We start from the raw sequence: 20,787 nt of genomic DNA, 5'->3' as shown, positions 1-20,787 counted from the left end.
ATCCTTCTGATTACGAGGCCGAGGCGTTGGAAAGGACTTCCCAGCGCTTCAGTTTGGATTTCGGGGCGCACTCGACGATGCGAGCGATGTCGCCGACTTTGAGCGCGTTGGCTTCGTCGTGCGCGTGATACTTCTTCGAAAGACGAACGATCTTTTTCAGAACGGGGTGAAGCAGCGTGCGCTCCACCTTCACGACGACGGTCTTTTCGCCCTTGTCGGACACGACCACGCCTTCAAGAATTCGCTTGGGCATATTCGTTTCCTTACGAGGCCGCACGCTGCTCGCGCAGAAGCGTCGAGATGCGTGCGATGTCTTTGCGGACTTCACCAACGCGGTGAGTCTTTTCCATTTGGCCGGTGGCCGCCTGGAAGCGCAGGTTGAACTGTTCCTTCTTGAGCTTCAGCAGCTCGTCGGACAGTTGGTCGGTCGTTTGCGACCGCAAGTCGGCGATCTTGGTCATCAGGCGGCTACCTCGACATGAGCGACGCCGGCGTCGATGCGGGTCACCACCTTGGTGCGGACCGGCAGCTTGGCTGCGCCGAGACGGAGCGCTTCGCGGGCGACATCGTCCGGAACGCCGTCGATTTCAAACAGGATACGGCCAGGGTGGCAGCGCGCGGCCCAGTGGTCCACGGCGCCCTTGCCCTTACCCATCCGGACTTCGGCCGGCTTGCCCGTGACGGGCAGGTCGGGGAAGACGCGGATCCAGACGCGGCCCTGACGCTTCATCTGGCGAGTGATCGCGCGGCGAGCCGCTTCGATCTGACGCGCAGTGATGCGTTCCGGCTCCAGCGTCTTCAGGCCATACGACCCGAAGTTCAGCGAGAAGCCACCCTTGGCCGAGCCATGGATCCGGCCCTTGAAGGCCTTGCGGTACTTGGTCTTCTTCGGTTGCAACATGACTTAGTTCTCACGTCCCCGGTCGCGACGCGGACCGCGGTCGCCACGGGGGCCGCCGCGTTCGCGGCCTTCGTTCGAGGACGGACCCGAAGCTTCCTGGGCCCAACGCTTGTCCTGCGCCATGGGATCGTGCTCCAGCACTTCACCCTTAAAGACCCAGACCTTCACGCCGATGATGCCGTAGGTCGTCTTGGCTTCATAAAAACCATAGTCGATGTCGGCGCGCAGCGTGTGAAGCGGCACGCGACCTTCGCGATACCATTCCATACGTGCGATTTCCGCACCGCCCAGACGACCGGCGACATTCATACGAATGCCCTTGGCACCGAGACGCATCGCCGACTGCATCGAACGCTTCATGGCGCGACGGAAGGCCACGCGGCGTTCCAGTTGTTGCGCGATGTTTTCAGCGATCAACTGCGCATCGGTTTCCGGCTTGCGGACTTCGATGATGTTCAGGTGAACTTCACCTTCGGTGCGCGCCGAGATGTCCTTGCGGAGCTTCTCGATGTCAGCGCCCTTCTTACCGATCACGACGCCCGGACGGGCGGCGTAGATGGTGATGCGGCACTTCTTGTGAGGGCGCTCGATGATGATGCGCGACACACCGGCGGCGCCCAGACGTTCCCGCAGCCACTCGCGCAGCTTCAGGTCCTGGTGCAGCAGGCGGGAGTAGTCGGCGCCGGCGGCGAACCAACGGCTGTCCCACGTACGGTTCACGCCGAGGCGCAGACCGATCGGATTGATTTTCTGACCCATCAGGCGGCCTCGCCGGCTTCACGGACCACGATGGTGATCTCGCTGAACGGTTTCAGGATGCGCGACGAACGACCACGAGCACGGCTCGCGAAGCGCTTCATCACCAGGTTCTTGCCCACATAGGCCTCGGCGACGATCAGGTTGTCGATGTCGAGGTTGTGGTTGTTCTCGGCATTCGAGATCGCCGAATACAGGACCTTGCGGACATCGGTCGCGATACGCTTACGGCTGAACTCCAGCTCGTTCAGCGCCTTCTGGACCGGCATGCCGCGGATCGATGCGGCGACCAGGCCCAGCTTTTGCGGGCTGATGCGTACGTTGACCAGCTTTGCGCGGGCCTCTGTCGGGGCGACCCGACGCTCATTTTTTGTCTGGGCCATCAGTTACTTCCTTTTGGCCTTCTTGTCCGCCGCGTGACCCGGGAAACTCCGGGTCGGGGCGAACTCGCCGAGCTTCATGCCGACCATCTCTTCCGAGACCGACACGGGCACATGCTTCTGACCGTTATGGACGCCGAACGTCAGACCGACGAACTGCGGCAGGATGGTGGAGCGGCGCGACCAGGTCTTGATCACGTCCTTGCGGCCCGACGTTTGAACGGCGTCGGCCTTCTTGAGCAGATACCCGTCGACAAACGGGCCTTTCCAGGAGGAGCGGGCCATTCTTAGCGAGCCTTCTTAACGTGGCGGGTACGGATAATGTACTTGTCCGTAGCCTTGTTCTTACGGGTACGGGTGCCCTTGGTGTCCTTGCCCCACGGCGTAACCGGGGTACGACCACCAGAGGTCCGGCCTTCACCACCACCATGCGGGTGGTCGATCGGGTTCATGGCGACGCCGCGAACGTGCGGGCGGAAGCCCATATGACGCTTGCGACCGGCCTTGCCCAGGTTCTGGTTCATGTGGTCGGGGTTCGAAACCGCGCCCACCGTGGCGATGCAGCCGTCCAGGACCATGCGCAGTTCGCCCGAGCCGAGACGGATCTGGGCGTAACCCTGATCGCGACCCACCAGTTGGGCGTAGGCGCCGGCCGAACGGGCCAGCTGAGCGCCCTTGCCTGGCTTCATTTCGATGTTGTGGATGATCGTACCCACCGGCATCGAACGGAGCGGCATGGCGTTGCCCGGCTTCACGTCGGTCTTTTCGCCCGCGATCACCGTGTCGCCCGCCTTAAGGCGTTGCGGCGCGATGATGTAGGTCTTCTCGCCGTCTTCGTAGGTCACGAGGGCGATGAAGGCCGTGCGGTTCGGATCGTATTCCAGACGCTCGACCGTGCCGACCATGTCCCACTTACGACGCTTGAAGTCGATCCGGCGGTACAGGGTCTTGGCGCCGCCGCCACGGAAGCGGACCGCGATGCGACCGCCCTGCCCGCGTCCGCCCGACTTGGTCAGGCCTTCGGTCAGCGACTTTTCCGGACGGCCCTTGTGGAGCTCCGAACGGTCGACCAGCACGAGGGCGCGACGGCCCGGCGAGGTCGGATTGTAATGTTTCAAGGCCATCTGATCAGAGCCCCGTGGTGACGTCGATCGACTGGCCGTCGGCCAGCGTTACGATCGCTTTTTTGATGTCGACCCGGCGACCCAGGATACCCCGGAAGCGCTTGGTCTTGCCCTTTTGAACCAGGGTGTTGACCTTCAGGACGTTGACTTTGAACAGGCTTTCGACCGCCGCGGCGATCTCGTCCTTGGTCGACGTGTCGGCGACGCGGAAGACGACCTTGTTCTGCTCGGACAGGATCGTCGCCTTCTCGGTGATGATCGGCGAGAGGATCGTGTCGTAGTGCTTGGCGGTAGGTTGAGCGGCCATTACGCGGCTTCCTTATCGCTGAAGCGAGCTTCGATCGCTTCGATGGCGGCCTTGGTCAGCACCAGCTTGTCAGCCCGCAGGATGTCATAGACGTTCAGGCCGGCGTTCGGCAGCACGTCGATGTGCGGGATGTTGCGTGCGGCCAGGCCGAAGTTCGTGTCGACTTCGGGACCCGCGATGATGAGAGCCTTGGTCCAGCCCAGCTTGCCGAGCGTCTCGCGCAGCGAGGCGGTCTTGGCTTCCTTGACCGAGACGGTGTCGACGATGATCAGGTCGCCCGACTTGACCTTGGAGGACAGGGCGTGACGCAGGGCCAGCGCGCGGATCTTCTTCGGCAGCGAGAAGCCGTGATCGCGAACGATCGGACCAAAGGCGCGCGAACCACCAACGAACTGCGGTGCACGGCGCGAACCGTGACGAGCGCCGCCGGTGCCCTTTTGCTTGTACATCTTCTTGCCCGTACGAGAGTTCTCGTTGCGGGTTTGAACCTTGTGCGTACCGGCGCGGCGCTTGGCCAGTTGCCAGTTGACGGTGCGGGCCAGGATGTCGCCGCGGATGTCGGAGATGCCGAAGACGGCGTCCGACAGTTCCACGTCGCCAGCAGCCTTGCCGTCGAGTTGGATGACAGAGAGTTTCATTACGCTTCACCGCCTTCGGTCGCTTCGACGGGGGCTTCTTCAGCCGGAGTCGAGGCGGGTTGAGCAGCAGACTTGCTCGACTTCAGCGCACCGGGGAACGGAGCGTCGGCCGGGCGAGCCTTCTTGATGGCGTCACGAACCTTGACGTAGCTGCCGTCATGACCGGGGACAGCGCCTTTGATCAGGATCAGGCCACGCTCGGCGTCCACGCGGACGACGGTCAGGTTCTGGGTGGTGACGGTTTCCGTGCCGTAGTGGCCGGCCATCTTCTTGCCGGGGAACGTGCGACCCGGGTCCTGACGGTTACCCGTCGAACCGTGCGAACGGTGCGAGACCGAAACGCCGTGGGTGGCGCGAAGGCCGCCGAAGTTCCAGCGCTTCATGGCGCCGGCGAAACCCTTACCGATGGTCTCGCCCTGGATGTCGACCTTCTGGCCTACCAGGAAGTGTTCGGCCGACAGTTCGGCGCCCACGTCCAGCAGACCGTCCGCATCGACGCGGAACTCGGTCACATAGGCTTTCGGTTCGACTTCCGCCTTGGCGAAGGTCTCGCGTTGAGCCTTGTTAGTGTTCTTGGCCTTCTTCGTGCCAGCACCCAGTTGGAGGGCGACGTAACCGTCACGCTCCTGGGTACGTTGGCCGACGACTTGGCAGCCGTCGAGCTGGAGCACAGTGACCGGTACGTGCGCGCCGTCATCGGCGAACACGCGGGTCATGCCCAGCTTCTTGGCGATCACGCCCGTGCGCATCGGATCCCGCCTCTTTCTACTTTAAATCTTGATCTCGACGTCCACACCGGCGGACAGGTCGAGCTTCATGAGCGCGTCCACGGTCTGCGGGGTGGGGTCGATGATGTCGAGCACGCGTTTGTGCGTGCGGATTTCAAACTGCTCACGCGACTTCTTATCGACGTGCGGCGAGCGGTTCACGGTGAACTTTTCGATCAGGGTCGGCAACGGAATCGGACCGCGAACGGTCGCGCCGGTGCGCTTGGCTGTATTGACGATCTCGCGCGTCGAGAAATCGAGGACGCGGTGATCAAAGGCCTTGAGCCTGATGCGGATGCTTTGATCCATATCGGTGCTTACTTCCAATGCGGTCGGAGGACCGCGTCCCTGTGAACTATTTCAAAGACCGAAGGCCTTCGGGCAAAAAGCCCTCAGGGAACGCAAATCCGCAAAAACGATCGGCCCACGCAGTTACCCGCGAAGGCCGCTGAAGTCCCAAGAAGCTGCAAAGAACAGTGACTTAGGTCGTTCCTGCGGACCGCGTTTGCAGCGAACTGCACAGCCGGTCCAACAAGAGTGGTGGCTTATGCCTACCGATTCTGATTTCGTCAAGCGCGCAAACCCGTGCTGACACAGGATTTCGTCAGGCGATCTCCAGCGCCGACGCCGGCCTGTAAATCGGCCTGGGCCGTCCGGCTTCGTCCACCGCCACCATGACGAACTCGGCCGCTGCAGACCGTCTCCGTTCGCCCGTCAGCAGCCCCTCGGCCCACAGTTCGACCTCTATGGTGACGGAAGTCCGGCCGATCTTTATGGCGCGCGACGCCAGTTCGATCATGTCGCCTTCTCTTATGGGAGACGAGAAGTCGATGCGGTTCGACGCCGCCATGACCATGACGGCCCTGGCCTTGCGCGTGGCGCATATGAAGGCCGCCTTGCCCATCAGCTTCAGCGCGTCGCCGCCGTAGAGCGTGCCGTAGTGATTGGTCCAGGTCGGGAAGACCATCTCCACCGCCCGCAGCCAGCCGTCATCCTCGGGCGGATCTTCCTGAAGAGGACGCAGGTCGCCCTGCCCTGGCCCGCGCGGCGCGACCATGTTGAAGACGCCCCGTGTGCACAGCCGCCGCTCGCCGCTGACCGGCGCCTCGGCCCATAGCTCGACCTCGACGCCCATGGACGTGCGGCCGACGCGCACGACCTTGCCCGTCGCCTCCACCATCTCCCCGATCCGGGCAGGCACGGCGAAGTCGATCCGTTCGCACCCCGCCGTCACGGTCGGCCGCCGCGCATGACGCGCGGCGGCCAGGAAGGCGACCTTGTCCAGGTGCGCCAGAACGACGCCCCCGAACAAAGTCCCGTGGTGATTGGCGTCCCCAGGGAACACCATGTCGATAAGCGTGACGCTCAAGCCCGTGCAGCCTTCGCAGCGGCGACCATGTTCGTCAGCGCCGCCTCGGTCTCGGGCCAGCCGCGCGTCTTCAGGCCACAATCCGGGTTCACCCACAGCCGATCCGCCGGCAGCTTGCCCGCCGCCGCCGTCAGCAGGGCCGCCATCTCCTCGACCGACGGCACGCGCGGCGAATGGATGTCATAGACGCCCGGCCCGATCTCGGCCGGATAACGATAGTCGGAGAAGGCGTCGAGCAGCTCCATCCTGGACCGCGAGGTCTCGATGGAGATGACGTCCGCATCCATGGCCCCGATGGACTGGATGATGTCGTTGAACTCGGAATAGCACATATGGGTGTGGATCTGCGTCTCGTCCCTGACCCCCGAGGCCGTGATGCGGAAGCTCTCGACCGCCCACTCCAGATACCCCGCCCAGTCGGCGCGACGCAGCGGCAGGCCTTCACGCAGCGCCGCCTCGTCGATCTGGATCACAGCGGCGCCGGCCGTCTCCAGGTCCGTCACTTCGTCGCGAATGGCGAAGGCGATCTGGCGGCAGGTCGTGCTGCGCGGCTGGTCGTCGCGGACGAAGGACCAGTTCAGGATCGTGACCGGTCCCGTCAGCATCCCCTTCATCGGCCGGTCGGTCAGGGATTGGGCGTAACGCCACCACTCCACCGTCATCGGCCTGGGCCGAGACACGTCGCCGAAGATGATCGGCGGCCGGACGCAGCGCGAACCATAGGACTGCACCCAGGCGGCCTTGGTGAAGACGAAGCCTGACAGCTGCTCGCCGAAATACTGGACCATGTCGTTGCGCTCGAACTCACCGTGGACCAGCACGTCCAGCCCCAGGTCCTCCTGCCATTTCACCGTCCGCGCCGTCTCCTCGCGCAGGAACCGGGCATAGGCCGCATCGTCGATGACGCCCTTGCCGTGTTCGGCGCGCGCCTTGCGGACCTGGGCCGTCTGCGGGAACGAGCCGATGGTCGTGGTTGGATAGGCCGGCAGGTTCAGCCGCCGCTGCTGCACTCCGCGCCGGATCTCGAAGCTGGAGCTTCGGTTCGACAGCGCCGGATCGGTATCGGCCGCCCGCGCCTGCACCCTGGGATCGTTGATGTGCGGCGAGGTGCGGCGCGAGGCGACCGACGCGGTCGAGGCGTCCAGCTCGGTCTTCACTGCCGCCCGACCTTCGTTCAGCGCCCGCGCCAGGATCGCCAGTTCGCCAACCTTCTGCACTGCGAACGCCAGCCAGTCCTTGATCTCCGCATCCAGCGCCGTTTCCCGCTCAAGATCGATGGGCGTGTGCAGCAGCGAGCAGGACGGCGCGATCACCACCTGACGCTCCGCCGCGACCAAGGGCTCGACCCGGTCCAGCACGGCGTTCAGATCGGCCTTCCACACATTGCGGCCGTCGATGACGCCCAGCGACAGCACCTGATCGGGACGAGCGGCCGACGCCACCTGCGCCAGCTGTTCCGGCGCGCGCACCAGATCGATGTGCAGCCCCTGCACCGGCAGCTTCAGCGCCGTCTCCAGATTGCCGCCCAGCGCCCCGAAATAGGTCGTCAGCATCACCTTGATCGGCGGCGTCACATCCGTCAGCACGCGATAGGCGTGGTCATAGGCCGCCCTGGCCTCGTCACTCAGGTCCGTGACCAGGCAGGGCTCGTCCAACTGCACCCAGGTCGCCCCCGCCCGCGCCAGCGACCGCAGCACCTCGGCATAGACCGGCAACAGGCGCGGCAGCAGGCTCAGCACGCCGAAGGCCTCGCCGCGCGTCTTGCCCAGCAGCAGATAGGACACCGGCCCCAGCAGCACCGGCCGGGTCTCGATCCCCTGCGCCCTGGCCTCCAGATATTCGTCCAGCGACTTGGTCGAACCCAGGCGGAACACCTGGTCGGCAGTGAACTCGGGCGCGAGGTAGTGGTAGTTGGTGTCGAACCACTTGGTCATCTGCATGGCGGGCACGCCCCCCGAGGCGGGATTGCCGCCGCCGTGGACATGGCCATGCTCGCAGACCTGGTCATGGCCCCGCGATCCTCGGGCCATGGCGAAATAGGTCGCCAGATCGACGCTCTCGCCGCTCCAGCCATAGGCCGCCGGCACGGCGCCGACCATGGCGGTCAGATCCAGCACCTGGTCATACAGAGAGAAGTCGTTGGACGGCACGATGTCGGCGCCCAGATCGCGTTGCCGCGCCCAGGTGAGGCCACGTAGATCGGCGGCGGTGGACAGCAGCGTCTCCACATCGATCTTTCCGGCCCAGTGCCCTTCGAGCGCGGTCTTCAGCTCCCTCTTGGGGCCGATGCGGGGAAAGCCGAGGGTGGCGACCTGGACGGTGTGGCGGGTCATGACATTCGAAACCTGTGTTGTGGCCAGGTTTCGGACAGGGTCGCGCGGACGCCGACGCAGACGCGATGGGTCCGGCGGCGCGCATGCGGCCTGACCGGGCACCCCGCCGGAGGACGTTATCTGTCGGGGCAGGTCTCCTGGCTCACGGGTCGATGCCTCGGGCCCGGCCTTCCCGGCGCGAACGCCAGTGACACGAGATGGACCCTCGACTCGCCGCTTACAGTTGCGGGGGCAGCGCCGGTTTCACACCGGCTTCCCTCTTAGCTCCACGCACCCCGAGGAGCGCGTGCAGACCACGACACCGTCAGATGACCGCAAGGCACGGCTCACGTCAAGATACATAAGGATATGCTTATATGTTTATGCGATTGGCTCTGTTAACCGATCGCCCCATGAAGCACGCCGAACTGACACATTCTAACCACAAGGCGTGACCGATCCGCCACACGACAGTTTCAAGACATTTATGTAACGGCGGTTTATTGCTCAGCTTCGGCACATCCTGATAGCAGGCGCCCTCCCTGGACCCCCATCCGGGCACAGACTGCTAAGGACAAAAAGAAAATGAAGACGATCCTCCTCGCCACGGCTGCCGCCGCCACCCTGTTCGCCGCTCCGGCCTTCGCTCAAGACGCCGTCGGTTCGGTCGGCGTCGCCTACAACCATTCCAAGATCGAAGTTCCCGGCGCTGACGCCGACCTGGACGGCGCCACCGTCGCCGGCACGGTCGCCACCCCCGCCTTCGGCGACTGGACTGTGACCTTCAACGCCGCCGGCACCTATTCGGACTACGACTTCGGCGACGAGACCACCCTGTCGGGCGCCGTTCACCTGACCAAGGCCATCGAAGACATGCGTTTCGGCGGCTTCGTCGGCGCTGAAGAAATCGCCGGTGGCGACACGCTGATGACGTTCGGCGCTGAAGGTCAGAAGTACTTCCAGCAAGCCACGCTGACCGGCGTCGTGTCGTATGGCACCGTCGATGACGCGGACCTGTGGACCGTTGGTGGTGAAGCCGCCTTCTACGCCACGCCCGCCCTGCGTCTGGCCGCTCGCGCCTCCTATTCGGACGTGGACTTCGCTGGCGTCAGCACCGACGGCTGGTCGGCCGGCGTCGGCGCCGAATACGCCTTCGCTGCGACGCCTTACAGCGTCTTCGCCGGCTACGACCGCGCTGAGCTGGAAGACGCTGATCTGACGACCGACACCTTCGAAGTCGGCGTTCGCTACAACTTCGGTGGCGATCTGCAATCGCGCGACCGCGCTGGCGGCACCCTGGGCCGCAACCTGGGCAGCGTCACCAAGCTGTTCGGCCTGCGTTGATCCTCGACGTCTGATCTGAGACGAAGAGCCCCGGCGGAGCGATCCGCCGGGGCTTTTTCTTGGCTGACGCGACGCACGAAAAAGACCCCCGGGGTTCCACGACCGGAGGCCTTTCCTCTCGCGGCGGAGAAACGGGTCTTAGCGCCCGATATGCAGGGTTCCCGATCCGACGACAGAGCGAGACACCGAGCCTGTGGCCGAGGCGACGCGAACGCTGCCCGATCCGGCGATGGCGACATCCAGATCACGGGTCGCGCCGCCGTAGCGGACATCGCCCGAGCCGCCGATGGCGACCGACAGCTTGTCCATCCGGCCCTGGCGCACGTTCACCCCGCCAGAGCCGCCGATCGACAGCTCGCCCCGGCCGTTGACGCTGGCCACGTCCACATTGCCCGATCCGCCCACGGCCGCCTTCAGGCTGCCGGTCGGTCCGGCGGCGATGGAGCCGGAACCGCCGACGCTAGCGTCCAGCGAACGCGACGTGCCCGCGCGGATCGCCCCCGACCCGCCAAGGCCCAGTTCCAGATCGCCGTCTACATTGGCGACGTTCCAGTTGCCGCAACCGCCGTTGTTCAGTTCGACCGACCGCGCGCCACGCCCGACCGAGCCGAACACGGCGCCGCTGGCGCTGACACCGACGGTGCGAGGGGTGCGCACCACGATCAGCGGCGCGTCTTCCAGACGGATGCGCCCCAGGTCGCGCACCTCGACCGTCGCGCCCTGGCCGGGCTGGGCGGCGTCCGACCGTCCCGAGTTGCAGCTGCGGATGCCGTCGTTACCGCCCCACATGCCGTTGCGACGAAGACCGCCATCGATCTTCACGTCGCCGCCTTCGCGCCGGACCTGGATGGCCGGCAGGCGCGTCTGGCCCTGCGTGACCTCGACCCCGATGTCCTGGCGATCCTCGACGATGACGACGACGCGCGCCACGGCGTTGCGGATTTCGACCTCGGCGGCCGAAGCGGGCGCAGCGGCCAGACCCGTCAGTGTGGCGACGGCGGCAGCGGCGATCAGTGCGGTCTTCATGTGCGGCTTCCCTTTCCCGAATGTGAGGAGAAGGTGCGCGCCGCCCGCGCCGAAGTCATTTTAACTCGGGGTCATGAACTCGAATTAACCCCCCGAGTTCAGGATGGGCGGCCAATGACGCCCGCCCCGTCCGCCGCCCCGACCTCGGGTTCGAAATCGCGTTCGAAGTTTGCGATCTTGCTCTTCATCGCCCCCGCCTTCTTCAGCGCCAGCGAAGCGGCCCAGCGCGCGGCCAGCTCCGGCGTCGTCATGCCGTCGGTGAAGCGCGGCCGGCCGCCGCGGCTGCGGATCACCGCATTGGTGAACAGCGCCCCGTTCCTGAACCGCGACGGCCAGGTCTGGAAATCCATCGACAGGCTGACGCAGAACCGGTCCAGATTCTCGACCCGGTGCGGCGCATACAACGGCCAGGTCAGCGCCCGCCCCGGCTCCAGATCCATGACCTGGGCGTCGTTCTCGAACGCCAGCGTATAAGGCAGTTCCTCGGTCGTCTGGCGGGCCACCACCTGTTCCATATTGCGCTCGGGCAGATGCCCTTCGTCGCCCGGATAGACGAACAGACGCTTGCGCCCGCGCAGGTGGAACAGCACAACCCCCGCCGCGTCGAAATGATAAGGCACTCGCGCCTTGGGCGACGACAGGATCAACTGCCCGGCATTGCGCACCGCCCGCATCCCCGGATAGGTCGCCTGGATCGCGGCGAAGTCCTTCATGGCCGCCGCCCACAGCTCGGGCCAGCCCGTCTCGACCCCGCGCAGATTGACCCAAAGCCGTCCCTGCTTGATCGCCTCCAGCAGTTCCTCGCCCGACAGCCGCCCACGCGCGCCGGTGCGCAAGCTGACCTGCCCCTCGTCGTCATAGTCATACAGGTTGATGTCGAACAGCTCGGCCGGATAGCGATCCAGCACGGCCGCCAGCGCCGCGTCCTCGGCGAACCCCTGATCGATCAGCGAATGGGCGTGCGTCTTCGCCTCGGCGATCGGCCCAGGATAGCGGGTGCGGCGTTCGGTCATGGCAGCCTCTCCTTCAGACGTGGGCGACGCGCGCCGGCGTCTTCTTCTTGGCGGCGGCCTTCTGAACGGCGGATCGCGCCGCAACCGCTGCGCCTCTCAACCGCCCGACCGGTGTCGCCTCGCAGGCTTCGATGGTGGCCCAGCGCCGGCGCAGCGACGCCCGAACCGCCTCGCCCCGTCCGCCAGCGCGGTTCAGCGCCGCCACCGTCACGTCGCCCAGCACCTGGGTCACGCCGGGCCGCATCACCACGGCCTCGCGCACCGTCTGGCGGGCGTTGACGAAATACTTCTTGTAGGTCTCGCCCTCGAACCCGAAGTCGAACACCCGGAAGCCTTCGGCTGCCGCCAGCCGCATCGTGTCCATGCTCAGCAGTATGCCCGGCGAACAGCGCGCCAGCGCCGGTTCATAGACCGGGAACCAGAAATGATAGTGCCGCCCGGCGTGCAGCGAAAACTCCACCGCCACCAGCTTGTCGCCCGCATGCATCGACGCCATCGAGGCCCCGAAGTCCGCGCGCGGCTCGCTCATCAGCGCGTGCAGCAGATCCCGCGTCCAGCCGCAGGCGAAAATGTCGTGCAGGCCCGACCGCCGATACTGCGCCGCCTTCAGCGCGATCAGGTGATCCAGCAGCGCCGGATCGCGCAGCCCGCGCTCCACCCGGATCGGCCCCAGTTCGGCCTCCAGGCTGCGCCGCGCCCGCTCCTTGTCCTTAAAATATTTGCCGAAGGTCGAGCGCCGCTCGGCGTACCAGGCGTCGTATCCCGTCTCGGGCATTACGACCTGCACCGTCTCGCGCGCCTGCCCCGTCTCGCCGACGCCGATCCAGCCGGGCACGTTCAGCCGCTTGGCCTTCAGCAGCCGCGCCACATCTTCCAGCGTGATGGTCTCGCCGAACGGCGCGATGACCCCGTGATAGTCGTTCATCGGCGCGCCCAGCGGCTGCACGCCCCCCCCGCGCCGCTGATGCGGGAAGAAGCCGACGATCTCGTCGTCGCGCCGGAACACCGCGATCGCCGCGCCCGGACAGACCCTCGAAGCGATCTCGGCGTATTCCCAGCGGAAATAGGGGCTGGCCAGCTCCGGACTTCCGTCCGTCCACGCACGCCACAGGGCGACGGCGGCGGCGTCCAGCGCCCCCGCGTCCATGATCTCGACCTGCAGCGTTCCGGCCATACGCATCCTCATTGAACCCCGTGCAGCAAGGTCCATTCCAGACCGCACCCTGCACCCCGCGCGTTTCATCAGGGTTCACCGGCATGGTGAACGCGCATTGACGGAGCCGCCTTGCCCCCTGCGCGTTGCCTTGATCCAAAGGGAGACCACCATGACCGACCAACGCCCCGACAGCAAAAGCGTCGAAAACGAAAACCTGCGCCCGGACGCAGACGGCGAGCCGCCGCGCCCCGCCACCGAACCCAAGGGCTCGGAAGGCTCCTCCAACTCCGGCGAGACCGAAACCGATCCCGCCACAGGCGAACAGAACTGATATCGCCCATCTGTCCCGCCTGCCTCGAAAGTCCGCAATGAACCGATCCGCCTGCATCGCAGCCCTCGCCGCCCTGTCTCTGTCCGCATGTTCGCCCAGGGAGGAACAGGCGCCGGCCTCGGCCCCGGCGGTGCAGGCGGGCGCGACCGGCCCCCTCTCGCGCGACGCCATCGAGAACACCGCCTATACGCCGCCCGCCCAGCCGGCGCCCCAGGCCGCTCAGTCGCCTCAGCCCGACGCCGCTCAGGCTCAGGCTCAACCTGCCCTGGTCCGCGCCCAGGTTCTGCTCGAACGCGCCCGCTTCTCGCCCGGCGCCATCGATGGTCTGGCGGGGTCGAACATGCGTCAGGCCATTTCCGCCTTCCAGGAGGCGAACGCCATGACCGTGACCGGCGAACTCGACGCCGAAGTGATGGGCCGGCTGCGCGCTGCCGCCGGTCCGGGCGCGATCACGACCACCTACGCCATAACGCAGCAGGACATCGCCGGTCCCTATCTGGGCGTCGTTCCCACGGACCTGGAGGCCCAGGGCCAGGCCGCGCACATGGGCTACGCCAACGTCGTCGAGGCCCTGGCCGAACGTTTCCATGTCACCGAGGCGCTGCTGCGCGCCATGAACCCGGGCGCCGACTTCAACCGTGTCGGTCAGGCGCTGCTGGTGCCGGCCGTCAACACCACGCCTCTGCCCGCCGACGTCGATCACATCGACATCGACAAGAGCGAAGGCTCGGTGAAGGCCTTCGACGCCGACGGCAAGCTGATCGCCTACTTCCCCGCCACCATCGGCAGCGGCGACAACCCGACCCCGACCGGCACGGTCAAGGTCAACGGCGTCGCCCGGAACCCCGACTACACCTATGATCCGTCAAAGCTCAGCTATGGCGACAGCAAGGAAAAGGTCATAGTCAAACCCGGACCGAACAATCCGGTCGGCATCGTCTGGATCGATCTGAACAAGCCCAGCTACGGCATCCACGGCACGCCCGACCCGCACCTGGTCGGCAAGACCGCCTCGCATGGCTGCGTCCGCCTGACCAACTGGGATGCCTGGACCTTGGCCGACAAGGTCAAGCCCGGCGTCACGGTCCGCTTTATCTGAGGATCAGTGGACGGCGCCGAACGGCGTCCCGTCCCAGAAGTCGCAGTGGTGGCGCGCGAAAAAGTCGTCGTCCATAGCATCGCCCTCTGGCTTGAACACTCGAACCGGCCCCGCACTCTCGATGCGGGGCCATTCTGCGGCGAAGTCCGCCGTTCCGAACGTCGCCCACAGCCGCTGCATCCGTTCCGACAAGGCCTTCTGCTCCGGCGTGAATTTCTTCACGTCCGCAAACACCCAACTGGTCCCGAAGACATAGGCCAGTTCGCTGGCGTGATAGGCCCCCAGGTCCAGACCGACGATCCAGTCCGGCAGCACGAACGGCGCCTCGCGATCCGCGAACTCATAGCCCCACACCGGCACATGCTGCGCCAACACCCGCCTCAACGCCTGTGACGGACAGGCGAACCTCTGGTCCGTGAAGTTGGTCGCGATGGCGTAGGCCGGCCCATCCTTACCGACCGGATAACGCGCCAGCACCCGCTCGCCCTGGTCGCCGTACATCCAGATCGTCTCCTTCTGATAGCGGTCCATGTCCTGCACCTCGTTGGCGAACAGCCGCCCCTCGTCTAGGTTCGTGCCTACGATCACTGGCACGCGCGTGAACCGCCCCTCGCGGATCGCTGCCGCCGGGCTTTCCGGCACGGTCGCATCCGTATGCACCGGCCCCCACGACCCAGGCCCATTGATGCCCGCCCTCAGCGACGCCGCCCGCGACAACCGCCATGCCGGCAAGGCCTTCAGGCAGGCGATCTGATCCGCGCCCGTGCAGCCCAGCCGTTCGGCGAACATCGGCCCGGACTGGGCCGCATCCTGCGCACTGACCAGCGACGACGGCTCCAGACATCCGCCGCTCTGCATGATGACCCGTTGATACAGCCCCTCGGACTGCGGCGACGCCATCAGATAACAGGCCGTCCACGCCCCCGCACTCTCGGCGAACAGGGTGACATTGGACGGATCGCCGCCGAAGGCCGCGATATTGCGATGCACCCACTGCAGCGCCGCCTGCTGGTCCATCAGGCCGAAGTTGCCGCCGAATCCCTCGCCAGTGCCTTGAAACTGCGGATGGGCCAGCCAGCCCAAGGCGCCCAGCCGATAGTTCATCGTCACGACCACCCGCCCTTGGTCGCGAGCCAGTTTCGACGGGTCATAATTGGCCCCCGACCCCACGGTGAAGGCGCCGCCAGGGATATAGACCATCACCGGCCGGGCCTCGTCCGCCTGCCCGCCCGGCGAGTAGATGTTCAGGTAAAGACAGTCCTCGGACCCCACCACGATCCCGCCGCCGCCTCCCAGGATCGAGCGCCGCCCGATGGCCTGGGTGCAGTCCTTGGCGATCCGCGTCGCATCCCGAACCCCGCTCCACGCCTCCATCGGCTGCGGCGCGCGCCAACGCAGGTCGTCCATTGGCGGCGCGGCGAAGGGCACGCCCAGAAACGCCCGCGTCCCCGCCCCGTCCACGCCGCGCAGCACGCCATCCTCGGTCGTCGCCAACACCGTCTTCGCATCGCCGGCGAACCGGACATGATCGACCTTGCCGGGATGGGTCGCGCAGGCCGACAGGGCCACAAGGCAGGCAAGCAACGAGATCAGACGCATCGGGAACCTTGGCTTTGGGGAGACGCCCATAACGCCCCGCCGCAATCGACGTTCAATATCCTCGCCGCTGCCGCACAGCAAAACGGCCCCCGGATTTCTCCAGGGGCCGCTCTGTTACGCTTACTGGTCGGCCCGAAGGCCGGATCGTGCGTCGATTACTCGACGATCTTGGCGACGACGCCGGCGCCGACGGTGCGGCCGCCTTCACGGATGGCGAAGCGCAGGCCCTGGTCCATGGCGATCGGGGTGATCAGTTCGACGTTCAGCTCGGCGTTGTCGCCGGGCATGATCATCTCGACGCCTTCCTTCAGGTGAACGATGCCGGTCACGTCCGTGGTGCGGAAGTAGAACTGCGGGCGATAGTTCGTGAAGAACGGGGTGTGACGACCGCCTTCTTCCTTGGTCAGGATGTAGGCTTCGGCCAGGAACTTGGTGTGCGGGGTGATGGAGCCCGGCTTGCACAGCACTTGGCCGCGCTCGACGTCTTCACGCTTGGTGCCGCGCAGCAGAACGCCGACGTTGTCACCGGCTTGACCCTGGTCCAGCAGCTTGCGGAACATTTCGACGCCCGTGCAGGTCGTCTTCTGGACCGGACGGATGCCGACGATTTCGACTTCTTCACCGACCTTGACGATACCCTTTTCGACGCGGCCCGTGACCACGGTGCCGCGGCCCGAGATCGAGAACACGTCTTCGACCGGCATCAGGAAGGGCAGGTCCAGAGGACGCGCCGGCTGCGGGATGTAGTCGTCCACAGTCTGCATGAGCTCAAGCACGCGCTGCTCGCCGATTTCCGGGTTCACGCCGTCGGTCGCGGCCTTGGCCGAGCCCTTGGTGATCGGAATGTCGTCGCCGGGGAACTGATACGAGCTCAGCAGCTCGCGCACTTCCATTTCGACCAGTTCCAGCAGTTCTTCGTCGTCGACCAGGTCGACCTTGTTCATGAAGACCACCAGGGCCGGCACGCCGACCTGACGGGCCAGCAGGATGTGCTCGCGGGTTTGCGGCATCGGGCCGTCGGCGGCCGAAACCACCAGGATCGCGCCGTCCATCTGCGCGGCGCCGGTGATCATGTTCTTCACATAGTCGGCGTGGCCGGGGCAGTCGACGTGGGCGTAGTGACGGTTGGCCGTCTCATATTCCACGTGCGCGGTGTTGATCGTGATGCCGCGGGCCTTCTCTTCCGGCGCTGCGTCGATGTCGGCGTAGTTCATCGCCTTGCCGCCGCTCGCCTTGGCCAGCGCCATCGTGATCGCAGCCGTCAGCGTCGTCTTGCCATGGTCAACGTGACCAATCGTGCCGATGTTGCAATGCGGCTTGTTCCGTTCGAACTTTTCCTTGGCCATTTTCTAGCTCCTAAGGTCCCCGAACCGGGGGTCCTGCAGTTTGGGGGTTAAGGACGCCCGGTCCTTACGGTCCGGGCGCATATAGGTCCGCTTTCCGAAAAGGGAAAGCTTAGGCGTACTTCTTGATCACTTCGTCGGCGACGTGTTGCGGCACCGGCTCGTAGTGATCGTATTGCATCGTGAACTGGGCGCGACCCTGCGACATGCCGCGCAGCGTGTTCACATAGCCGAACATGTTGGCCAGCGGCACGAAGGCGTTCACGACAGTGGCGTTGCCGCGCATGTCCTGACCCTGGATCATGCCGCGACGGCCGTTCAGGTCGCCGATAACCGAGCCGAGGTATTCCTCGGGGGTCACGACCTCGACCGCCATGATCGGCTCAAGCAGCTTCGGCGCGCCCTTTTCCTTCAGTTCGCGGAAGGCGGCGCGGGCCGCGATTTCGAACGCCAGCACGCTGGAGTCGACGTCGTGGTATTTTCCGTCCGTCAGGGTCGCTTTGAAGTCGATCAGCGGGAAGCCCGCCAGCAGACCCGAGTCCTTGATGGAGTTCAGGCCCTTTTCGACGCCGGGGATGTATTCCTTGGGCACTGCGCCGCCGACGATCGAGTTCTCGAACACGAAGCCCGAGCCCGGCTCGCCGGGTTCGAAGGTCAGCATGACGCGGGCGAACTGGCCCGTACCGCCGGTCTGCTTCTTGTGCGTGTAGTCGATATCGACCTTGCGGCCCAGCGATTCACGATAGGCGACCTGCGGCGCGCCAATGGTGGCCTCGACCTTGTAGGTGCGCTTCAGGATGTCGATCTTGATGTCCAGGTGAAGCTCGCCCATCCCCTTCAGGATCGTCTGGCCCGACTCGTGGTCGGTCGAGACGGTGAAGGACGGATCTTCCGAAGCCAGCTTGGCCAGGGCGACGCCCAGCTTCTCCTGGTCGGCCTTGGTCTTGGGCTCGACCGAGATCTCGATGACCGGGGCCGGGAACTCCATCTTCTCCAGGATGACGGGCGACTTCAGCGGATCGCACAGGGTGTCGCCGGTGCGGGTGTCCTTCAGGCCGGCCAGGGCGACGATGTCGCCGGCGTAGGCTTCCTTGACGTCTTCACGGTTGTTGGAGTGCATCTGCAGCATCCGGCCGACGCGCTCTTTCTTGTCGCGGCTGGAGTTCAGCAGGCTCATGCCCGTTTCCATCTTGCCCGAGTAAAGGCGGCAGAAGGTCAGCGAGCCGACGAAGGGGTCGTCCATGATCTTGAAGGCCAGGACCGACAGGGGCTCGTCGTCCGACGCCTTGCGAACGACCGGCTCTTCCGTCTTGAAGTCGATGCCAGGCGTCGGCGGGATGTCCAGAGGCGACGGCAGATAGTCGACCACGGCGTCCAGCAGCGTCTGCACGCCCTTGTTCTTGAAGGCCGAGCCGCACAGGATCGGATAGAAGGCGCCGGTCAGCACGGCCTTACGGATGCACTTCTTCAGCACTTCAACCGAAGGTTCGGTGCCTTCGAGGTAGGCTTCCATCGCCTCGTCGTCCAGTTCGACGGCGTTGTCGATCAGGTACTGGCGGGCTTCGTTGGCCTTGTCGACCAGGTCAGCCGGGATCTCGCCGACGGTGAAGTTGGCGCCCAGGGCGTCGTTGTCCCAGACGACCGAACGCATCTCGACGATATCGACCAGGCCGGTCAGCGAGGACTCGGAACCGATCGGGAACTGGATCGGCACGGCCTTGGCGCCCAGGCGGTCGCGGATCGACTGGACCGAAGCGTCGAAGTCGGCGCCGATCTTGTCCATCTTGTTGACGAAGACGATGCGCGGCACCGAATATTTGTCGGCCTGGCGCCAGACGGTTTCCGTCTGCGGCTCGACGCCGGCGTTGCCGTCCAGCACCGTCACGGCGCCGTCGAGCACGCGCAGCGAACGCTCGACTTCAATGGTGAAGTCCACGTGGCCGGGGGTGTCGATGATGTTGAGGCGCTTTTCTTTCCAGAAAGCGGTCGTCGCGGCGGACGTGATCGTGATGCCGCGTTCCTGCTCCTGGTCCATCCAGTCCATGGTCGCGGCGCCGTCGTGGACTTCGCCGATCTTATGGTTCTTGCCGGTGTAATACAGGATCCGCTCGGTCGTCGTCGTCTTGCCCGCATCGATGTGGGCCATGATGCCGAAGTTGCGGTAGTCCTTGAGCGCGTGCGTGCGGGCCATGAAAGCGTGCCTTGCCAGAAATTCGGGCGCCACCGGCGCCCTTTGGGAATGTTCTCAGGACGCGAACAGCGCCCTCGGGAGATCGGTCTGTGCGGATAAGCGAGCGCGGGCGATTTAACTCAAACCGCCCGCGCCGGATAGTCTTAGATAGTGACCGCAGTTGGCGGTTTTAAGACGCTTACCAGCGATAGTGGCTGAAGGCGCGGTTGGCTTCGGCCATCTTGTGGGTGTCTTCGCGCTTCTTGACCGCGGTGCCGCGGTTGTTCGAGGCGTCCAGCAGCTCGGCGGCCAGCTTTTCCGTCATGGTGTTCTCGCCACGCTTGCGCGCAGCGTTTACCAGCCAGCGGATCGCCAATGCGCGACGGCGCTCGGGGCGGACTTCGACGGGCACCTGATAAGTGGCGCCGCCGACGCGACGCGAACGGACTTCGACCGACGGTGCGACGTTGTCCAGCGCGGCGTGGAAGGTCGCGACCGGCTCTTGGTCTTTCTTCTTGTCGGCCAGGATGTCGAAGGCGCCATAGACGATGTTTTCGGCGACGGCCTTCTTACCTTCGTACATGACGTAGTTCATGAACTTGGTGACGATCAGGTCCCCGAACTTGGGATCCGGCAGAACTTCACGCTTCTGGGCGCGGTGACGACGCGACATAGGTTATTCCTTGCAGTGCCCGGCGCACGCCGGGAAGATCTCGAAAAGGCCTCCGGGCGCGACGGCCCGGAGAGGAATGGCTTACTTCGGACGCTTGGCGCCGTAGTGCGAACGACGCTGCTTGCGGTCCTTGACGCCTTGCGTGTCGAGCACGCCGCGCAGGATGTGGTAGCGAACGCCGGGCAAGTCCTTCACGCGGCCGCCGCGGATCAGAACAACCGAGTGTTCCTGAAGGTTGTGGCCTTCACCGGGGATGTAGCAAACGGCTTCGTAGCCGTTCTTGGCCAGACGGACCTTGGCGACCTTACGCAGAGCCGAGTTGGGCTTCTTCGGGGTCGTCGTATAGACGCGGGTGCAAACGCCGCGACGCTGGGGCGAACCCTCCAGAGCCGGCACCTTGTTACGGGTGGGCTTGGGCTTGCGCGGCTTGCGGATCAGTTGGTTGATCGTAGGCATTCGAAACTTATCTCGACTTCTGA

24 protein-coding genes and 1 riboswitch are annotated in these 20,787 nt (G+C 65.2%); of the genes, 3 read left to right on the top strand and 21 right to left on the bottom strand.

Annotation, left to right across the window (positions count from 1 at the left end):
- Positions 1-10 precede the first annotated feature (10 nt).
- The 13 genes from rpsQ to metE form a co-directional block, all read right to left on the bottom strand.
- A complete protein-coding gene (rpsQ, locus tag ACP7BH_RS01575) occupies positions 11-253 on the bottom strand; it encodes a 30S ribosomal protein S17 (RefSeq protein ID WP_008262472.1) in 243 nt (80 codons plus the stop codon).
- Between the two features lie 10 nt (positions 254-263).
- Complete coding sequence (rpmC, locus tag ACP7BH_RS01570; protein ID WP_135195327.1) at positions 264-461, bottom strand: 50S ribosomal protein L29; 198 nt, start codon at positions 459-461, stop codon at positions 264-266.
- Complete coding sequence (gene rplP / locus ACP7BH_RS01565) at positions 461-901, bottom strand: 50S ribosomal protein L16 (protein ID WP_087119314.1); 441 nt, start codon at positions 899-901, stop codon at positions 461-463. Before rplP ends, rpmC begins: the two co-directional genes overlap by 1 nt.
- 3 nt (positions 902-904) lie before the next feature.
- Positions 905-1,660 carry a 30S ribosomal protein S3 gene (gene rpsC / locus ACP7BH_RS01560; protein ID WP_135195326.1) on the bottom strand — a complete coding sequence of 252 codons (756 nt, stop codon included), beginning with the start codon at positions 1,658-1,660 and terminating at the stop codon, positions 905-907.
- A complete protein-coding gene (gene rplV, locus ACP7BH_RS01555; protein ID WP_135195325.1) occupies positions 1,660-2,040 on the bottom strand; it encodes a 50S ribosomal protein L22 in 381 nt (126 codons plus the stop codon). Before rplV ends, rpsC begins: the two co-directional genes overlap by 1 nt.
- A 3-nt stretch (positions 2,041-2,043) precedes the next feature.
- Positions 2,044-2,322 carry a 30S ribosomal protein S19 gene (gene rpsS / locus ACP7BH_RS01550; protein WP_135195324.1) on the bottom strand — a complete coding sequence of 93 codons (279 nt, stop codon included), beginning with the start codon at positions 2,320-2,322 and terminating at the stop codon, positions 2,044-2,046.
- Between the two features lie 2 nt (positions 2,323-2,324).
- Positions 2,325-3,161: a 50S ribosomal protein L2 gene (gene rplB, locus ACP7BH_RS01545; protein WP_135195323.1), complete on the bottom strand. Its 837-nt coding sequence runs from the start codon at positions 3,159-3,161 to the stop codon at positions 2,325-2,327.
- A gap of 4 nt (positions 3,162-3,165) precedes the next feature.
- Positions 3,166-3,468: a 50S ribosomal protein L23 gene (locus tag ACP7BH_RS01540; protein ID WP_135195322.1), complete on the bottom strand. Its 303-nt coding sequence runs from the start codon at positions 3,466-3,468 to the stop codon at positions 3,166-3,168.
- Positions 3,468-4,106: a 50S ribosomal protein L4 gene (gene rplD / locus ACP7BH_RS01535; protein WP_135195321.1), complete on the bottom strand. Its 639-nt coding sequence runs from the start codon at positions 4,104-4,106 to the stop codon at positions 3,468-3,470. Before rplD ends, ACP7BH_RS01540 begins: the two co-directional genes overlap by 1 nt.
- Complete coding sequence (gene rplC / locus ACP7BH_RS01530) at positions 4,106-4,855, bottom strand: 50S ribosomal protein L3 (RefSeq protein ID WP_055753390.1); 750 nt, start codon at positions 4,853-4,855, stop codon at positions 4,106-4,108. Before rplC ends, rplD begins: the two co-directional genes overlap by 1 nt.
- 21 nt (positions 4,856-4,876) lie before the next feature.
- Positions 4,877-5,182: a 30S ribosomal protein S10 gene (rpsJ, locus tag ACP7BH_RS01525; protein WP_105563630.1), complete on the bottom strand. Its 306-nt coding sequence runs from the start codon at positions 5,180-5,182 to the stop codon at positions 4,877-4,879.
- 295 nt (positions 5,183-5,477) lie between these two features.
- Positions 5,478-6,242: an acyl-CoA thioesterase gene (locus ACP7BH_RS01520; protein WP_425984279.1), complete on the bottom strand. Its 765-nt coding sequence runs from the start codon at positions 6,240-6,242 to the stop codon at positions 5,478-5,480.
- Positions 6,239-8,575 carry a 5-methyltetrahydropteroyltriglutamate--homocysteine S-methyltransferase gene (gene metE, locus ACP7BH_RS01515; RefSeq protein ID WP_425984281.1) on the bottom strand — a complete coding sequence of 779 codons (2,337 nt, stop codon included), beginning with the start codon at positions 8,573-8,575 and terminating at the stop codon, positions 6,239-6,241. Before metE ends, ACP7BH_RS01520 begins: the two co-directional genes overlap by 4 nt.
- Before the next feature lie 110 nt (positions 8,576-8,685).
- Positions 8,686-8,888, bottom strand: a riboswitch (cobalamin riboswitch).
- 251 nt (positions 8,889-9,139) lie between these two features.
- Between metE and ACP7BH_RS01510 the strand changes: the two genes are divergently transcribed.
- On the top strand, positions 9,140-9,898 hold the full coding sequence (locus ACP7BH_RS01510) for a hypothetical protein (RefSeq protein WP_425984283.1): 759 nt from the start codon (positions 9,140-9,142) through the stop codon (positions 9,896-9,898).
- Positions 9,899-10,036: 138 nt separating this feature from the next.
- Here ACP7BH_RS01510 and ACP7BH_RS01505 read toward each other — a convergent pair whose 3' ends face one another.
- The 3 genes from ACP7BH_RS01505 to ACP7BH_RS01495 form a co-directional block, all read right to left on the bottom strand.
- Complete coding sequence (locus ACP7BH_RS01505; protein ID WP_425984285.1) at positions 10,037-10,924, bottom strand: GIN domain-containing protein; 888 nt, start codon at positions 10,922-10,924, stop codon at positions 10,037-10,039.
- 98 nt (positions 10,925-11,022) lie between these two features.
- Positions 11,023-11,937: a transcriptional regulator gene (locus ACP7BH_RS01500; protein WP_425984287.1), complete on the bottom strand. Its 915-nt coding sequence runs from the start codon at positions 11,935-11,937 to the stop codon at positions 11,023-11,025.
- A 13-nt stretch (positions 11,938-11,950) separates the two neighbouring features.
- Positions 11,951-13,111 carry a GNAT family N-acetyltransferase gene (locus ACP7BH_RS01495; RefSeq protein ID WP_425984289.1) on the bottom strand — a complete coding sequence of 387 codons (1,161 nt, stop codon included), beginning with the start codon at positions 13,109-13,111 and terminating at the stop codon, positions 11,951-11,953.
- 151 nt (positions 13,112-13,262) lie between these two features.
- Between ACP7BH_RS01495 and ACP7BH_RS01490 the strand changes: the two genes are divergently transcribed.
- Together ACP7BH_RS01490 and ACP7BH_RS01485 are read left to right on the top strand one after the other, a co-directional pair.
- A complete protein-coding gene (locus tag ACP7BH_RS01490) occupies positions 13,263-13,424 on the top strand; it encodes a hypothetical protein (protein WP_167762547.1) in 162 nt (53 codons plus the stop codon).
- A gap of 37 nt (positions 13,425-13,461) precedes the next feature.
- Positions 13,462-14,523 (top strand): L,D-transpeptidase family protein, encoded by a 1,062-nt coding sequence (locus ACP7BH_RS01485; RefSeq protein ID WP_425984291.1) that lies wholly within the window; start codon positions 13,462-13,464, stop codon positions 14,521-14,523.
- 3 nt (positions 14,524-14,526) lie between these two features.
- Here the strand turns inward: ACP7BH_RS01485 and ACP7BH_RS01480 are convergent, their stop codons facing one another.
- From ACP7BH_RS01480 to rpsL, 5 genes are all read right to left on the bottom strand, one after another.
- Positions 14,527-16,122 (bottom strand): carboxylesterase/lipase family protein, encoded by a 1,596-nt coding sequence (locus ACP7BH_RS01480; RefSeq protein WP_425984293.1) that lies wholly within the window; start codon positions 16,120-16,122, stop codon positions 14,527-14,529.
- 155 nt (positions 16,123-16,277) lie between these two features.
- The gene (gene tuf / locus ACP7BH_RS01475; protein ID WP_135195311.1) at positions 16,278-17,468 is read right to left on the bottom strand and encodes an elongation factor Tu; all 1,191 of its coding nucleotides are present in this window, start codon (positions 17,466-17,468) and stop codon (positions 16,278-16,280) included.
- Between the two features lie 109 nt (positions 17,469-17,577).
- Positions 17,578-19,656 (bottom strand): elongation factor G, encoded by a 2,079-nt coding sequence (gene fusA / locus ACP7BH_RS01470; protein ID WP_135195310.1) that lies wholly within the window; start codon positions 19,654-19,656, stop codon positions 17,578-17,580.
- 178 nt (positions 19,657-19,834) lie between these two features.
- Positions 19,835-20,308, bottom strand: coding sequence for a 30S ribosomal protein S7 (gene rpsG / locus ACP7BH_RS01465; RefSeq protein WP_135195309.1), 474 nt, complete (start codon positions 20,306-20,308; stop codon positions 19,835-19,837).
- An 81-nt stretch (positions 20,309-20,389) separates the two neighbouring features.
- Positions 20,390-20,764: a 30S ribosomal protein S12 gene (rpsL, locus tag ACP7BH_RS01460; protein ID WP_008260482.1), complete on the bottom strand. Its 375-nt coding sequence runs from the start codon at positions 20,762-20,764 to the stop codon at positions 20,390-20,392.
- Between the last annotated feature and the right edge of the window lie 23 nt (positions 20,765-20,787).

Origin of the sequence: Brevundimonas sp. TWP2-1 (genome assembly GCF_049897645.1) — a bacterium.
Lineage (GTDB): Bacteria > Pseudomonadota > Alphaproteobacteria > Caulobacterales > Caulobacteraceae > Brevundimonas.
The sequence above is the reverse complement of the archived record's forward strand: the minus strand, read 5'-3'. Positions and strand labels throughout refer to the sequence as shown.

Coding starts and splice junctions, on each gene's coding strand:
- rpsQ (WP_008262472.1), bottom strand. CDS start 253: ATGCCCAAGCGAATTCTTGAAGGCGTGGTCGTGTCCGACAAGGGCGAA.
- rpmC (WP_135195327.1), bottom strand. CDS start 461: ATGACCAAGATCGCCGACTTGCGGTCGCAAACGACCGACCAACTGTCC.
- rplP (WP_087119314.1), bottom strand. CDS start 901: ATGTTGCAACCGAAGAAGACCAAGTACCGCAAGGCCTTCAAGGGCCGG.
- rpsC (WP_135195326.1), bottom strand. CDS start 1,660: ATGGGTCAGAAAATCAATCCGATCGGTCTGCGCCTCGGCGTGAACCGT.
- rplV (WP_135195325.1), bottom strand. CDS start 2,040: ATGGCCCAGACAAAAAATGAGCGTCGGGTCGCCCCGACAGAGGCCCGC.
- rpsS (WP_135195324.1), bottom strand. CDS start 2,322: ATGGCCCGCTCCTCCTGGAAAGGCCCGTTTGTCGACGGGTATCTGCTC.
- rplB (WP_135195323.1), bottom strand. CDS start 3,161: ATGGCCTTGAAACATTACAATCCGACCTCGCCGGGCCGTCGCGCCCTC.
- ACP7BH_RS01540 (WP_135195322.1), bottom strand. CDS start 3,468: ATGGCCGCTCAACCTACCGCCAAGCACTACGACACGATCCTCTCGCCG.
- rplD (WP_135195321.1), bottom strand. CDS start 4,106: ATGAAACTCTCTGTCATCCAACTCGACGGCAAGGCTGCTGGCGACGTG.
- rplC (WP_055753390.1), bottom strand. CDS start 4,855: ATGCGCACGGGCGTGATCGCCAAGAAGCTGGGCATGACCCGCGTGTTC.
- rpsJ (WP_105563630.1), bottom strand. CDS start 5,182: ATGGATCAAAGCATCCGCATCAGGCTCAAGGCCTTTGATCACCGCGTC.
- metE (WP_425984281.1), bottom strand. CDS start 8,575: ATGACCCGCCACACCGTCCAGGTCGCCACCCTCGGCTTTCCCCGCATC.
- ACP7BH_RS01510 (WP_425984283.1), top strand. CDS start 9,140: ATGAAGACGATCCTCCTCGCCACGGCTGCCGCCGCCACCCTGTTCGCC.
- ACP7BH_RS01505 (WP_425984285.1), bottom strand. CDS start 10,924: ATGAAGACCGCACTGATCGCCGCTGCCGCCGTCGCCACACTGACGGGT.
- ACP7BH_RS01500 (WP_425984287.1), bottom strand. CDS start 11,937: ATGACCGAACGCCGCACCCGCTATCCTGGGCCGATCGCCGAGGCGAAG.
- ACP7BH_RS01495 (WP_425984289.1), bottom strand. CDS start 13,111: ATGGCCGGAACGCTGCAGGTCGAGATCATGGACGCGGGGGCGCTGGAC.
- ACP7BH_RS01490 (WP_167762547.1), top strand. CDS start 13,263: ATGACCGACCAACGCCCCGACAGCAAAAGCGTCGAAAACGAAAACCTG.
- ACP7BH_RS01485 (WP_425984291.1), top strand. CDS start 13,462: ATGAACCGATCCGCCTGCATCGCAGCCCTCGCCGCCCTGTCTCTGTCC.
- ACP7BH_RS01480 (WP_425984293.1), bottom strand. CDS start 16,122: ATGCGTCTGATCTCGTTGCTTGCCTGCCTTGTGGCCCTGTCGGCCTGC.
- tuf (WP_135195311.1), bottom strand. CDS start 17,468: ATGGCCAAGGAAAAGTTCGAACGGAACAAGCCGCATTGCAACATCGGC.
- fusA (WP_135195310.1), bottom strand. CDS start 19,656: ATGGCCCGCACGCACGCGCTCAAGGACTACCGCAACTTCGGCATCATG.
- rpsG (WP_135195309.1), bottom strand. CDS start 20,308: ATGTCGCGTCGTCACCGCGCCCAGAAGCGTGAAGTTCTGCCGGATCCC.
- rpsL (WP_008260482.1), bottom strand. CDS start 20,764: ATGCCTACGATCAACCAACTGATCCGCAAGCCGCGCAAGCCCAAGCCC.